This window comes from Pseudomonas sp. HMSC076A11 (assembly GCF_001810205.1).
In the GTDB taxonomy this organism is placed as follows: Bacteria; Pseudomonadota; Gammaproteobacteria; order Pseudomonadales; family Pseudomonadaceae; genus Pseudomonas; species Pseudomonas aeruginosa.
The window spans coordinates 104,558-118,835 of record NZ_KV800314.1 but is presented as its reverse complement, the minus strand read 5'-3'; the positions used below and the strand labels follow the sequence as shown (position 1 = coordinate 118,835).

Here is a 14,278-nt window from a genome sequence, read left to right as displayed (position 1 = left end):
TTTCACTGCACTGGCTGCGCGACGACGCGTGGCTCGCGTCGCGCAGGCCCGCCCACGCCGCGGCCGTTCCCGTCCACATGGAGGTTCATCGTGTTCCCTTGCCTACCCCGTTCGCTACTCGCCGGCGTCCTGCTGGCGAGCGCCCTGCCCGCTCACGCGGAGCTGCCCCACGCGCCCGCCTACATCGATGACAGCGCCTACCCGGCCGCGGCCCGCCAGCGCATCCTGCCACCGATGTTCGAGCAGAGGCTGGGCAGCCTGCGCTACCTCGCCAAGCCCGGCGACCCCTTGATCACCCAGGCCGAGAGCAGCGACTTCCAGCGCACCAGCGACTACCGCGAGACCCGCGCCTACCTGGAGAAACTGGTAGCCGCCTCCTCCGGCCGCATCGCCCTGCGCGAGTTGCCCGAGCGCAGCGCCGAGGGTCACCCGATGCTGCTGGTGACCGCCTCCACCGAGGCCGACAAGTCCGCCGCCGGCCTGAAGCGCTCCGCCAAGCCGACCTTGCTGGTGGAAGCCGAGATCCATCCCGGCGAGGCCAACGGCAAGGACGCCATGTTCATGCTGCTGCGCGACATGAGCGCTGCCGACCGCCCGCTCGCCGGGCTGCTGGAGAAGATCAACCTGCTGTTCATCCCGGTGGTCAACGTCGACGGCGACCTGCGCCGCAGCGCCTACGGGCGGATCAACCAGAACGGCCCGCAGGAGACCGGCTGGCGGGTGAACGGCCGCAATCTCAATCTCAACCGCGACTTCACCAAGCTCGACAGCGCGGAGATCCGCAACGTCGCCTGGGTGTTCAACCACTACGAGCTGAGCTTCTTCGCCGACACCCACTCCACCGACGGCGCCATGTATCCCTACGACAGCTCCTACTGCCACAACGGCAACGGCTGGTCACCGGCGAGCAGCGCCTGGATGGACCAGGTCATGCGCAAGCCGGTGTACCAGGCGCTGGAAAGCCTCGGGCACATGGTCCATGAATGCATCAGCCTGAACGACAACCAGGATCCGACCCAGGGCTACTACCCCTACCGCACCGACCTGGCGCGCTTCTCCAACCAGTACGGCGACATCCGCAACGTGCCGTCGATCCTCATCGAGCAACACGCCCTGCATCCGTACAAGACCCAGGTGCTGGGCAACTACGTGATGCTCAAGGCGATGTTCGAGGTGATCGGCGAGCAGGCCGCCAGCCTGCGCCAGGCCATCGCCAGCGACCGCGAGCGCCTGCTGCGGCAGAAGGAGGTGATCCTCACCTGGAAGCCGGGCGAGGCCGCCGAGACGCCGTTCGTGGTCGGCGACTACCGCTACGAGCAATCGCCGGTCACCGGGGCCCGCACCATCGTCTGGAGCAACCGGCCGAAGACGCTGAAGCTACCGGTGACCGACAACGGCGTACCCGACCTGGTGGTGCCGCGTCCCCAGCGTTTCATCGTCCCGGCGCAGTGGCACGAGGTGATCGCCCGGATCAAGGCCCACGGCATCCGCTATAGCACCCTGGAGCGTCCGACCGAAATCGCCGTGACCCTGTACCGCATGGACGACATCAAGCTCGCCGATGGCTTCGAACCGGATCGCGTGCAAGGCAACCGGATTCCGGGCTACGAAGGTCGCCTGCTGGTCAGCGGCACGCCGAAGCCGTTCCAGCGCTTGCAGACCTTCCCGGCCGGCTCGCTGTCGATCGACACCGCCCAGCCGCTGGGCGTCCTGGCCATCGACCTGCTGCAACCGCAGAGTCCGGATTCCTTCTGGTCCTGGGGCTTCTTCAATTCCACCCTGGTGGCCGCCGAGGAGCCGGAGTAATACGTGATGGAGCCGATGGCGCGCAAGATGCTGGCGGAAGACCCGGCGCTGAAGGCCGCCTTCGACAAACGCCTGCGCGAGGACAAGGCCTTCGCCGCCGATCCGCAGGCGCGCCTGCAATGGTTCTACCAGCGCACGCCGTTCTACGACGTGAACGCCTTCGTCTATCCGGTAGGAGTGGTGTTCTGAGGCCCACCTGGGGCTGACGGCGGATAACGCTGCGCGTTATCCGCCCTACCGCTGGGCTTCGGGAGCCCCGTTGCCTCTCCCGCTTGCGGGAGAGGGCTGGGGAGAGGGAGCCGGTCTCAGGTACCGTCGGTGGGTGTGGGCAGGTTGCTTCTCGGCTTGCGCTTGCGCCTGGGTTTCGGTGGTTTTTCGGGTGGCGGCGACAACTCCCGCTTGCGCACCTTCTTGAGGATTTCCCGATGCTTCTCGCGCCAGGCCGGCACGTCGAGACCGTGGAGTTCGAGCAGCTCGGGGTTACGCTCCACCAGATAGACCGCCGCTTCCTGGGCGGCCTCGGCGATCTTCCAGGCGATCGACTGCGGTTCGATGCTGCCTTCATAGGCGATCCAGTCGCTAAACTCCGGGAAGGTCCCGCAGACCTTCTCGAAATCCTCGTCGTGCATGCGCTGCCGGCCACTCTCGATGTTCTCAAGGCGTTTGGGATCCATGCCGACCACCTCGGAAAACTGCGGTCGGTTCAACCCCGTCAGCCCGCGCAACCCGAACAGGCGCTCGCCGGCGCGAAACAGGCAGCGCTTCCTCACTACATAGACCATGTACAGATACTTCCCTTCGTTTCTGGCGCGATGCGCCTCAGTCGCCCTTGCCGCTCGCGGGCGTTTTCCTCTTCCGCTGGCGCCTGGGTTCCGGCGGCTCTTCCAGGGGCGCCGGCTCCGCCTCCGGCGCCTGTTCCGCCGCCAGCAGCGCCTCGCGTATCTCGCGGTGGCGTTCGCGCCAGGCCTGCATGTCGATGCCGTGCTGCTCAAGCAGCACCGGGTTGCGCTCCACCAGGTAGACCGCGGCCGCCTGCGCCGAGTCGGCGACCTTCCAGGCGATCGACTGCGGCTCGATGCTGCCTTCATAGGCGATCCAGTCGCTGAACTCCGGGAAGGTTCCGCAGACCTTCTCGAAGTCCTCGTCGTGCATGCGCTGCAGCTCGTTCTCGATGTTCTCCAGGCGCTTGGCCGTCATCCCCACCAACTCGGCGAACTGCGGACGGCTCAAGCCCATCAGCTCGCGCAGGGCGCGCAAGCGCTTGCCAGCAGTGAACAAACGTCGATTCTTTACCATGTGTAGTCCGCGTCTGATGGTTCCCTATGCATATTGATTCACTAACTGTTAGTAGATCAATATGAATCCAAGCCCTCTAGACCGAGGGTTCCCCTCCAACATCGGACCATGGTGCAGGACGCCTGATGAAAGTGGAAGAACTCCCCCAAGAGGGTTTCGCCGAGTGCCCCCGCTATATAACCCTGATGCGTTTCGCCTTCCTGACCGGCCTCAGCGACCGGCCGGACCTGCTCTACGCCTGGATAGAGAGCGGCGACCTGCCGATGCGAACCTTCGGTACGCAACGCCTGGTGGATATGCAGAAGCTGCAAAAACGCATCGAGGAAGCAAAAAAAGGGGCCGATTCAACCGGGTGAATCGGCCCTTTCTGAAAGACCCTGCCGCCGGCGAAACCCCTCAGCGATTGAGCATGAAGGTCTCGTACTCCAGGTCGTCCAGCGCGGTGGTCAGGCGGTACAGCCCGACCAGCACGCAGACCAGCAGCGACAGGGTGAAGCCGTAGCCGAAGAAGCTCGGCCCGAGCAGCAGGCTGACGAAGGTCAGGGCGCCGTTGACGATCACGAACAGCACGCAGAGTTCGAGGACGATGCGGCGCTTGTCCAGGTAGAAGAAGACGTTGAGCAAGGCCATGAACACTACCTGGATGCTCACCCCGATCAGGTCGATGTAGAACAGCGGCAGGTAATAGCGGGAAATTCCCAGCCAGCCGAGCAGTTGCGGCGCCAGCAGGAACAGCAGGACCACCGCCAGCCCCTGCACCTTGCAGATTTCCAGCAGGCCCTGGCGGATGGCGAGGATCATCTGCTCCTTGAGCAGGCCGATGTGCTGCAGGGTCTCTCCGCCGCGGATCGCCTCGTAGACCCGCTCGTACCACTCGGCGAAGTCGGTCTCGATGCGCACCAGGAACACCGCCATGCCGGGAATGATCGACAGGTAGGCGAGGAAGATCGGCAGGTCGTAGAGGATCGAGGCGCGCAGCGGGCCGATCACCAGGTCCGAGGTGGAGGGGTTGAACCAGAAGATGAACTTGTCGATCCAGATCCCCAGGTTGTAGCAGAGGCCGGTCAGCAGCAGACTGACGAAGACCTGCCGGCGGTCGAGGAAGTCGAAGGCCACCATGCGCCTGGCCGGGTACTCGCGGAGGATGTCGTAGAGGAAGACGAACAGCAGGCTGGCGTGGCCGATCAGCAATGCCAGCAGCAGGCCGTCCATCTGCATGAAACGCAGCAGGTAGGCACAGGCGACCATCAGCGCGTAGCCGATGAACATCACCAGCAGGATGCGTTTGTAGGCCTTCATTCCCGACAGGAAGATGATCACCAGCCACAGGTTGCAGAGCACCACGAAGTTGGCCATCACCAGCAGGCGGTAGGCGAACGGCTCATCGAACAGGGTCGCCAGCAATATCGCCGAGAGCAGGCCCGCCGCCAACGTCACCAGCAACAGCACGCCCACCAGGTTGGGCAGGATCGCCTCGTGCTTGCGCTCGAACAGGCGATCGGAAATGAAGCGGGTGAAGAACAGTTGCAGTCCCCCGGTGAAGATCAGCGACAGCGCCATCAGGTAGGTCACCGTGATCAGGAACTGCCGGACCAGCACGTCCGGCACCACCACGCCGAGGCTCAGCACGCCGATCAGCATCACGCTGACGATCGACAGCACCCAGGGACCGGAGCTGATCAGCCCGGCGTAGAGGTAGGCGCGCAGGGTCGCCGTATAGGAATCGCGGGAAAGGATCTTCCGCAGTTCGAAGCCGATGCCGGCCATGTCATGCAATCTCCGTGGCTTCGCGGTACAGCCCGCGGTAACGTCCGAGCATCAGCGCCTCGGTGTAGTAGCGTTCGACCCGTTGCAGGCCGACCGCCTGGGCCGCCTGCCAGCGCTGCGGATTGCGCAGCAGGGCGAGGATCGCCCGCGAAGTGGCCTGCGGGTCGGCGATCGCCACCACCTCCCCGGCGCGACCCAGGGCGCGATCTTCGGCGTCGGCGCCTTCGATCAGTTCGCGGCAGGAGCCGACGTCGCTGCTCACCACCGGGGCGCCGGCAGCCCAGGCTTCGAGGATCACCAGCGGCTGCGCTTCGCTGATCGAGGTGAGGACCATCAGGCCGAGTTGCGGCAGGACCTCGCCGATCCGACGGAAACCGAGGAACTTCACCTTGTCCTGCAGGCCGAGGCTGGCCACCAGGCTGCGGCATTCGCTGGCATAGTCCGGATCTTCCTCCTCCGGACCGACGATCCAGCCCTCCGCCTCCGGCATCGCGCTGACCACCCCGCGCATGGCGCGGATGAAGGTCTTCACGTCCTTGATCGGCACTACCCGGCCGACCAGCCCGACCACCGGCGGAATCCCCGGCGGCCGCCGTTCGAGGGCGCCGGCCCAGGCATCGAGGTCGATGCCGTTGGGGATCACCCGGGTGCGCCGTGGCTCGGCGCCATCGAGTACCTGGCGCTGGCGGTTGCCTTCGTAGAGGGCGACGATCGGATTGGCCGCGCGATAGGTGAGCAGGCCGACACGCTCGAAGAAGCGGATCCACAAGCGACGGATGTAGCTGACCTCGGCATCCAGTCCGGTACTCAGCTGCTCGTCGGGGTTCTCCGCGATCCAGTTGGCCTGGGCCAGGTCGATCTTGCGCTCCTTGGTGTAGATGCCGTGCTCGCTGAGCAGGTAGCGGCAGCCCCAGCGACGTTGCAGGATGCAGCCCAGCAGGCCGGCGTAGCCGGTGGAGATCGAGTGCAGCATGCGCGCCCGCGGCATCCGCCGGGCCGCCTCGGCGAGCATGAACACCGGCGCCTGCATCGAGCGCAGGGTCCAGAAGTAATTGACGAAGGACGGATCGGTGCAATAGCGCTCGTAGCCTGCGGTGATCGCCTCCCAACTGGCCTTGCTGTGGAGAAAGTCCTCGCGGCCGATGCGGCCCTCGGCGAGCAGGTCGAGCAGCGCGTCGCCCTCCTCCACGTCCGGCGTCTCCGGGTAGTGGAAGAAACGGTGCAGATCGCGCAACGCCTTTTCGGTCTCGCTACTGCCCTGTCGCGTCTGCGGGTTCGGCGAACTCCAGGCGGTTTCCAGGAAGTGTTCCTCGATGTGCAGCACATTGTCCGGGATCGGGTAGTGGCGCTTGCCGTAGGCATCCTTCTGGCCGCCGATGAAGAACACCGAGAAGGTCAGGTCGGGGAGACCGAGGATCAACTGGTTGACCCAGCTGGAGACGCCGCCGCGGACATAGGGCCAGGTGCCCTCCAGCAGCAGGCAGACATCGGCGACGGGCGCCGTCGGAGCGGTGTGTTCGGTCATGTCCAGTATCTCGCCAGGGCCGCGAAGGGCGGCCGTTGCAGCATGTCGTCGGGCATTCCGGCGAGAAGCCGGGGGATGTCCCGGTAGCGCCGCTGGAAGAACGCCACCTCGGCGCGGAACGGCGCCAGCTGGGCGCTATCGATTCCCGCCTCCTCGGCGGCCTGGAGGGCGCGTCCGGCATCCTCCAGGCGGCCTTGTTCGAGGGCGATGCGCCCGGCCAGCAGATGCAGGTCGGCCGAGGGTGCGCCGCGCAGCGCCTGGTCGGTATGCTCGCGCGCCTGCTCGAGGATGTGCTCCAGCACGCTGCCCTGGGCCAACCCCAGGTAGGCCAGTTCCCAGTACCAGCGCGCCAGGGTTCCGTGCAGCGCGCCGCGTCGCGCCGGCGTGGCGCCGGCGAGGCGGCCGAGGGCGGCCTCGATGCGCTGGTTGATCCGGCTTTCCTTCTGGTCGAGCATCGAGTAGGCCAGCAGGCGGACGTCGTCGGCGGGGTCGCGCAGGGCCAGCTTGAGGATCGGGATCGCCTCCTTGCCGGGCATCCGCCGGGTGGCGAAGATCGCCGTGAGCCGCTGGTTCGGGTCCGGCGCATGGCGCAGGACGTCCTGCAGACCGCCGTCGCTGAACATCATGTCGAGGCGCTTTTCCTTCGGCCGGAACGGCAGCTCGGGGACACCCATCGCCTGCCAGGCCTGCTCGCCACGCTGGCGCGGCAGGTACAGCGCCGGGAATACCGCCGCAGCGACGCCGACCGCTCCGATCAGCGGCACGAAGAAGGCCAGGCTGAAGAGGAACAGCGGGCTCCACGGCAGCGGGAACTTGTAGCGCCGCGGCAGCAGCAGCCATACGCCGACGCACAGCAGCGCGCTGCCCAGGCCGTGGGCGAACAGGTAGAGCGCCAGCGCCTGGCCGAACGGCAGGTCGGCGAAGACGCTCGCCCAACTGCTCAGCTCGAACAGGAAGGCGCCGCTAAACAGCCACTTGCTGATCATTCAGGCCGCACTCGTTGAAAAGGAAATGTCCCAGCGCCTGCCGATCGTTGCCGGCGTCCAGTTCGTACTGGCGGATGCGCACGCCCAGCGACTCCAGCTCGCGGGCCTGGCCGAAGCGTTCGGCGAAGAGAATCCTCAGGCGCTGCAGATACCCCTGGGAGCCTTCGGCGGAAGTCAGCGGCAACAACACCAGCAGGACCCGCCGGCCCTCGTCGTTGCGCAGTCGCAACTGCACGTCGAGGCCACGCTGGCTGCCTTCCAGCAGACGCTGGACCTCTTCGCCGTAGCGCGCATCGGTCAACTCGAAGGCATACAGGCAGGCCGGCAACCCATGGTCGCGGGCGTCCAGCAGGGAGCGCTTGAGGTACTGGGAGAAGCGCTGGGCGTCGATGTCGGCCAGTTGCAGTGCGCGACGGTCGCTCTGCAGCAAGTCGGCGATGTGCCCGGCGAGGATCGCCATCAGGCTGAAGGTACGTTCGTTGAAGACGAAGAATGGCATCTGCTCCACCGCCAGCAGGGCGAGGATCCGCCCATCGGTGTCGACCAGCGGCACGCACACCTGCAGCGCGCTGTGCGCACGCTGCTCGCCGCGCTCCAGCAGTTCCTGGCGCACGCTGACCAGTTCGCCGCGCTCCAGGCAGGTGCGCACCAGCAGATCGTCGGCGTCCAGCGCCGGCATCTCGCCGAGCGTCGCCAAGGATTGCGGCTCCGGGGTGCGGTCGTGGCGCACCCGGTAGAGTCCGGCGATGCGCAGCGAACCGTACTGGGCCAGCAGCGCCAGCACGGTTTCCGCCAGCGCATCGAGCGGTGCCTCATCGCCCGGCAGCTCGCGCAGCAGTTGTCGCAGACCGAGCAGCGAACTGCGCAGGCTCTGGTCGTTGCCGGCGACCCGCTGTTCCAGGCGATCGTGGGAGATGCGCAGGATGTGATGGGCGCGGGTGAATTCGTCGAGGCGCAACTGGCGGTACTCGTTCGCCAGCTCCAGGCGCTCCAGGCGGCGTTCCCAGATGTCGCGGAACTCGCCCACCAACATGGCGCAGAGCAGCACGCCGACGATGAAGGCCGCCGGTACCTGGGCATAAGCCTCGACGCCCTGGACGCGAAACGCGAACAGCGCCGCCACCAGCAGCGCCGCGCTGGCCAACCCGCGGACGAAGCCGTAGCGCATGCCCAGCAACAGGGGCGCGAGGATCACCCAGGGAAAGGTGGCGTTGACCTGCAGCGGGTCGTCCGGGCTGAACCACCAGCCCAGGCCCAGCGCGAGCGCGCTGATGACCAGCGTCTCGACCCAGGAGACGCTGCCGCTGGCGCGCGGTGCGAGGGCGAAATCCTTGTGCGCGGACATCGCCGTCACTCGAGCCGCAGGTCGCCGACCAGCTCGCGCAGGACTTTCTGCGCGGCGCCCGCCAGGCTTTCCCGGGACCAGCCGGCGCGCGCCCCGCTGGTGCTCCAGAGCACCCGCCCGGAGGCCGGCTCCAGCACCTGCAGGCTGACGCCCACCGCCGGCTCGCCGTCGAGGCCGTTCTTGTACTGCCACTCCTCGACGCTGCCGGTGACCACGTAGGCCAGCTTCTGCTGGCGTGCCCAGTCCAGCGCGCGCTGCTGGCGCTCGCGGTCGTCGACCAGTTGCAGGTCGCCTTGCGGCTGCGCCGGGTACAGGCGCGGCCGCACGCCCTCCTCGGCCAGCACGCTGAGCAGGATCTGCTCGGCACGCTCGCCGGCCTGCGGCGCCTGGGAGTAATTGAGCAGCGGCACCAGGCCCCACTGCGCGCCGCGCGCCAGCGGCGTAGCGCTTTCGCTGGTGAAGCTGGAGCAGCCCGCCATGAACAGGGCGACGGCCGCGAGAGCCAGGCAGCGGATGGATTGCATGTTGTGTTCCTCCTGTTGAATTCCGTATCCGGGCCGCGTTCAGCGGCCGAAGCGCGTGCTGTAGGTCACCCCGAGCGTGCCGCCGGCATCGCCGCCGCCGCCCTGGGGAGCCGACTGGTAGCCGAAGGTGAACGCCAGTTCGTCGTCGCCCAGCAGCTCCATGCCGATGCCGAGATCGATGCCGTAGTTGAACTCCTTCTCTGTCCACTGCCAGCCGGCCAGGGTGTCGACGATCCAGGTGTATTGCGGACGGCTGCGGTTCAGCGCGCCAGGGAAGCCACGGCGCCAGGTGCTGCCGAGGTAGACCTGGCCATAGCGGTCCTGCAGCAGGTCCTGGCTGCGCGCGCCATCGAGCGCCAGCGCACCGCCATGGGCCGCCAGCAGGTCGTCCGGCACGCGGTTCTCCAGGCGATTGCGCTGGTAGTCGATGCCGCCGCGCAGTTGCCAGGCCGGGCCGTCGAAGAACAGTGTGTGGGCCCATTCCAGGGACAGCGCCTCGCCGTTGCCGAGGTCGTCGCCCTGGCGGGTGGAGAAGCGGTTGTGCGCCAGCGACCAGCTCAACTGGTCGCGCCCGCTGAGGGTGTGGCGGCCGCCGAGCCGTAGGCTGTCGCGCATGCCGAGGGCTCGCATCAGGCCGGTCTCGTCGGTCTCGCGGTGCCAGTCGAGGCCCGCTTCCAGTTCGTCGCGCGAGCTCAGGCGCCAATTGCGCAGCACCCCCAGACCGTGGCGGTCCTCGTCGTCGCGCCAGCTGCCATCGAGCGTCGCCGCGGCGAAGCCATCGGCCAGTTCGCGCCGCAACGTCAGCCTGGCGTTGCGTTCGCTACCGAGGAGCGAGCTATCCAGCGCATCGCCGTGATAGCGGCCACTGCCCAGTTCGAGATCGGCGTACCAGTCGTCGCCGAGGTGGCGCGCCGCGCGCAGCGTCGGCCCCTTGAAGTCGAGGCCGCCGAAGTCGCGCTTGTTCCAACCCAGTTGCAGGCCCTGGGGAGTGCGTTCGAGGATTTCCGTCGCCTGCCGCCGCAGCTGCTCGCGGTTGTCGCGCGAGTGGCCGTCGCCCAGTGCGCCCAGGGCCTCGCCCAGCGCTTCGCCGCCATGGCCGAGACGCACCAGCGCCTCGACCCGCTGCGCCGGTTCCAGCTCGCCGCGCTCCAGCAGGCGTTGCAGGGCGGCGCGATTCTGGCTGCGCAGGGCGGCCTGGATCTCTTCGTTGCGCCCGATCTTCAGGCCCCGGCCGCGCGCCCAGGCCAGCCAGTCATCCTTCAGCGGCTCCTGGTTGGTGGCGGCGAGCTGGTCGAGGAACTGCTCGAACCACAGCTGCAGCATCGCCGGCTCGCCATTCCAGGCCCGCCGCGCCTCGCCCTGGGCGAGCAGCGGCCCCTGGGCCACGGCGAGCAGGCGTAGGTAGGCGGCGAAGCTGTCCGGGGTGGCCCTGACCGCCTCGCGGTCGAGCCGCCGGAGCAGTAGTCGGCGCAGGCGCAGGGCCTTGTCCTGGTAGCCGCTGGCATCCAGTGCGTCGGCGTAGGCGGCCTGCACCAGCCAGTCGTTGGGATTGGACTTGAGGTACAGGCGGAACCAGGCCAGCGCCTGGTCGTTACGCTCGAGCAGCAGGCTGGCGCTGGCGAACGGCAGCCACAGCGTGCTGTCCCGCAGCGCCAGGCCATGCCACTGCGCCAACAGGGGCGCCAGGCTGTCGCGACGGCCACGGTCGATGTAGAACCAGAGCAGGCGTTCGCGCACCAGGTTCTCGCCGGGGAAACGCACCAGGGCTTCCCGGTACAGACGCTCGGCGACGTCGCCATGGCCTTCCTGTTCCGCCAGCCGCGCCCTGGCCACCCAGTAATAGGGGCTGCCCTGCGCTTCCGGCAGGCCTTCGGCCTCGGCCAGCAGGCTCTTCAGGGCCGGCCAGTCGTGGAGGTTCTCCGCCAGTTGCAGGGCGCTGGCCAGGCGCCGCGGATCGCGGCTGCGCTGCCAACTGCCGATAAGCACCTGCAAGGCCTGCTTCGGATTGCTGTCCCGGTACAGGGCGATCAACTGGTCCTCGTCGCTGCTGTTCAGGCGGATGTCCAGGGCCAGCATGCGCTCGTAGGCGGCGCGGGCATCGTCGTCCTGCTCCAGGGCCCAGGCCAGCGCCGCGCGCAGGCGCCAGAACTCCGGCTCGCGGATCGCGCGGGTATCCACGCCGGAGAGGACCTTCCAGGCCTGGCGCGGATCGAACAGGTTCCAGTGGGTTTCCGCCCACTGCATGCGTTCCTTGACACTCAGCGGGAAATGCCGGGCCATCCGCGCCCAGACCCCGGTCTCTTCCTGCAACTGCTGGGTGTGTTCGAGAATCTGTTGCAAGCGCTGCCAGGCCAGGCGCTGTTTCGGATAACGCTGCACGTAGCCGCGCAGCCATGCCTCGCCCTCTTCCGGCGTGCCGAGGGTTTCATGGCTGTAGACCAGCGCATCGAGTTCCTCGTCGGTCATCTGTCGCTGCGCACCGATGGGCGCCAGCAGCTCGATGGCGCTGTCGAAATCGAACATCTGCAGCGACAGGCGCCAGGCATGCTCGCGCAGGGCCGGGTCATCGGCGCCGGCCAGCAGTTGCTTCCACAGGCCCAGCGCCCGCGGGCCGTTGCCGGTCCATTCGCCAAGGCGCGCGAGATCGGCCAGCAGCGTCCTGTCCTCCGGGCGCAGGGCCAGCAGCTCCTGGCCGACCTCCCAGGCCCGCTCGATCCGCCCGGCGGCCATGTTCAGGCGCAGGTCGGCGGCCAGCGCCTCATGGTCCTCGGGGCGCAATTCGCGCCAGCGCCGGATGAAGCGTTCGGCCAGGTCGTAGCGCTGGCTGCCTTCGGCGGCGCGTACGCCCTGGGCGAGCCAGGCCAGGGTCGATTCATCCTCCGGCAAGGCGTCCAGCCGCTCGTCCAGCAACAACGCCGCCTGTTCGCCGCGCTCGCCAGCGAGCAGGCTGGCGAAGGCCTGGCGCAGATAGGCCAGGCGCTTCGCCGGCTCGGTTTGCGCTTCGGCCAGTTGCCGCTGGATGTCCGCCGCCGGCAGCGGCTCGCCGGAAGCCAGGTACCAGCGCGCCGCCTCGTCCAGCCAGCGCTGCCGGCCCTGCGGGTCGCGGCCGGCCAGTTCGGCAAAGGTCCGCGCCGCCAGGTCCGGCGCGTCCAGGGCCAGGGCATGACGGGCAAGTCGTTCGAGCATGGCGTCGTTCAACGAAACGTGCTCGATCTTGCGCAGGCGCTCCAGCAATCGGCGCGTCTGCTCCTCATCCATGCCCTCGGGCCTGGCCAGGGCGCCAAGGATGTCCAGTTCCACCTCGTAGAACGGCGTTGCCAGGCGGTCCTTGCCGCGCAGACGGGCGAGGTGATGACGCGCCTGCTCGAAGTCGCCGAGCTTGACCAGCAGGTCGATCAGGGTCAGGCGCAGCGCGTCGTTCTCCGGGTGCGCCTGCAACAGCAGTTCGGCGTAGTTCACCGAGACCGCGTCGGGCTCGCCATCGCCGCTGGGCATGAATACTTCTTCGCTGTTGAAGGTCAGCCACAGCACCAGCGCCACCCCGAGAGCGACCGGCAGCAGGGCCCAGGGATTCAGCAGGCGCGCCTGGGGATGCTTGTCAGCGGCAGACGAGTTGGCCATCGCGCACCTGCTCCATCGGCAACTCGAACGTCCACAGGCCGTTGCCGGCCTTTCCCGGGAAGGCCTTGCCGGCCGCACTCAGCCGGCAATCGCCCGCCGCGCGCACCACCAGGCGTAATGGCAGGTGCCCGGCGAAGGCGAACTCGACGCGGCCATCGTCGCGGTAGCGCCAGTGCTTCAGCGGCAGGTTGGCCTCCTCCAGCGCCGGCCGCGGATCGCGGCTGTCGCGCAGGACCAGGCGCGCATTCGCCGCACTCAGGTGCACATAGCGCCCCTGGGGCAGGTCGCGCACGCCCGCGACTCCCGTGGAGCGGCCGAGGTCCGGCCAACCCAGCGCCGGGTCCAGGCGCACCGTGCGCAAGGCGGCGAAGCCACGCAGTTGCCAACTGCCATCGGCACGCTTGGCCAGGCTGGCGCGATGCAGGCCTTCCAGGCGCGGGATGTAGTCGCTCATCCACAGCGACAACGGATGCTCCGCCTGCATCGCCGCGTAGATCTGGTGCATGGTGCGGATCGAGGCCTGCTTGGTCCCCGAATAGAAGTGGTAGTACAGGTGCAGGCCGCGCAGGCGGCGCGGGCTGTCGGTCAGGGCGAAGGTATCGATGACGCCGCGGAAGCCGTAGTACGGCCCCTGCCAGAGATTGGTGTAGACGTTCTCGTTGATGATCGGCGCGTAGTACTGCACGCCGCCGCGGGTGGGCCGGATCAGCGGGTAGAGTCCGGTCAGCGAGGGAAAGGCCCGGGTCAGCGCGGTATTGCCGCCGTTGACGTTCATCAGCCCGGCGTCGTAGGCGAGCTTGATGGTGGCGGCGTCGGGCAGCGCGTCGCCGGACCAGAAGATCATCTTGACCGGCTTCCGCGGGGTGGTCAGGCGCTGCTCGATGTAGTCGCGGGCGCCGATCACCTCGCGTACGAAGTCGACCTTGTCGTAGCCCGGGATAGCCATCTTGTAGCCATACTGGGCCTCGAAGTTCTCGCCCTGCTCGGCCAGTTGCGGCTGCCAGAAGAACGGATGGCTGAAGGTATGGCTGGCGACCTCCACCTTGTCGTCGGCGAAGATGCGCCGGGCGATCGGCTCCAGTTCCCTGGCCAGGTGCGGGTACATGCCCTTCGGCCCGACCTCGCCTTCGATCACCGAGACCGAGGTGAGGAACGGATAGGGCTTGATGAAGTCCTCCAGCACCTGCTGGCCGGCATAGGGACTGCCGGGCACCTCGGCACGGGAGACGAAGCCGTCGCCATCGATGTGCACGGTGGCGATGCGCCGGCCATTCTCGGTGGTCGCGTCGGGACTCGGCAGCGGCACAAGACGCAAGGCCTTGCGCAGGAAGGCGAACGGATCGAGGATCCAGCGCCGGTGCTCGCTACCCTCCTCCAGCACATAGGGCGCCAGGGCGAAGCCCCCCCC

General features: G+C 67.7%; 9 protein-coding genes and 2 pseudogenes. 2 read left to right on the top strand and 9 right to left on the bottom strand.

Going from position 1 to position 14,278, the window contains the following annotated elements; all coding sequences use genetic code 11:
* Nucleotides 1-90: 90 nt before the first annotated feature.
* Nucleotides 91-1,995, top strand: a pseudogene (locus HMPREF2716_RS18860) (M14 family metallopeptidase).
* A 116-nt stretch (nt 1,996-2,111) separates the two neighbouring features.
* Here the strand turns inward: HMPREF2716_RS18860 and HMPREF2716_RS18855 are convergent.
* Both HMPREF2716_RS18855 and HMPREF2716_RS18850 read right to left on the bottom strand, forming a co-directional pair.
* Complete coding sequence (locus HMPREF2716_RS18855) at nt 2,112-2,588, bottom strand: helix-turn-helix domain-containing protein (RefSeq protein WP_003115353.1); 477 nt, start codon at nt 2,586-2,588, stop codon at nt 2,112-2,114.
* A 37-nt stretch (nt 2,589-2,625) separates the two neighbouring features.
* Nucleotides 2,626-3,102, bottom strand: coding sequence for a helix-turn-helix domain-containing protein (locus HMPREF2716_RS18850; RefSeq protein ID WP_003143634.1), 477 nt, complete (start codon nt 3,100-3,102; stop codon nt 2,626-2,628).
* A gap of 125 nt (nt 3,103-3,227) precedes the next feature.
* Here HMPREF2716_RS18850 and HMPREF2716_RS18845 point away from each other — a divergent pair, with 125 nt between their 5' ends.
* The gene (locus tag HMPREF2716_RS18845) at nt 3,228-3,458 is read left to right on the top strand and encodes a hypothetical protein (protein WP_003091282.1); all 231 of its coding nucleotides are present in this window, start codon (nt 3,228-3,230) and stop codon (nt 3,456-3,458) included.
* 40 nt (nt 3,459-3,498) lie between these two features.
* Here the strand turns inward: HMPREF2716_RS18845 and pelG are convergent, their stop codons facing one another.
* The 7 genes and pseudogenes from pelG to HMPREF2716_RS18810 all read right to left on the bottom strand — a co-directional run.
* Nucleotides 3,499-4,869 carry an exopolysaccharide Pel transporter PelG gene (gene pelG / locus HMPREF2716_RS18840; protein WP_003091283.1) on the bottom strand — a complete coding sequence of 457 codons (1,371 nt, stop codon included), beginning with the start codon at nt 4,867-4,869 and terminating at the stop codon, nt 3,499-3,501.
* A gap of 1 nt (nt 4,870) precedes the next feature.
* Nucleotides 4,871-6,394, bottom strand: a complete 1,524-nt coding sequence (gene pelF, locus HMPREF2716_RS18835; RefSeq protein WP_003103472.1) for a GT4 family glycosyltransferase PelF — start codon at nt 6,392-6,394, stop codon at nt 4,871-4,873.
* Nucleotides 6,391-7,380, bottom strand: coding sequence for a tetratricopeptide repeat protein (locus HMPREF2716_RS18830; protein WP_003116464.1), 990 nt, complete (start codon nt 7,378-7,380; stop codon nt 6,391-6,393). Before HMPREF2716_RS18830 ends, pelF begins: the two co-directional genes overlap by 4 nt.
* On the bottom strand, nt 7,358-8,725 hold the full coding sequence (locus tag HMPREF2716_RS18825) for a pellicle/biofilm biosynthesis GGDEF protein PelD (protein WP_070621981.1): 1,368 nt from the start codon (nt 8,723-8,725) through the stop codon (nt 7,358-7,360). Before HMPREF2716_RS18825 ends, HMPREF2716_RS18830 begins: the two co-directional genes overlap by 23 nt.
* Nucleotides 8,726-8,730: 5 nt before the next feature.
* Nucleotides 8,731-9,249 carry a pellicle/biofilm biosynthesis outer membrane protein PelC gene (locus tag HMPREF2716_RS18820; protein WP_003091288.1) on the bottom strand — a complete coding sequence of 173 codons (519 nt, stop codon included), beginning with the start codon at nt 9,247-9,249 and terminating at the stop codon, nt 8,731-8,733.
* Nucleotides 9,250-9,288: 39 nt separating this feature from the next.
* Complete coding sequence (locus HMPREF2716_RS18815) at nt 9,289-12,870, bottom strand: tetratricopeptide repeat protein (protein WP_070621980.1); 3,582 nt, start codon at nt 12,868-12,870, stop codon at nt 9,289-9,291.
* Nucleotides 12,848-14,278: pseudogene (locus HMPREF2716_RS18810) on the bottom strand (PbsX family transcriptional regulator); the annotation flags it as partial. The gene HMPREF2716_RS18815 and the pseudogene HMPREF2716_RS18810, both read right to left, overlap by 23 nt.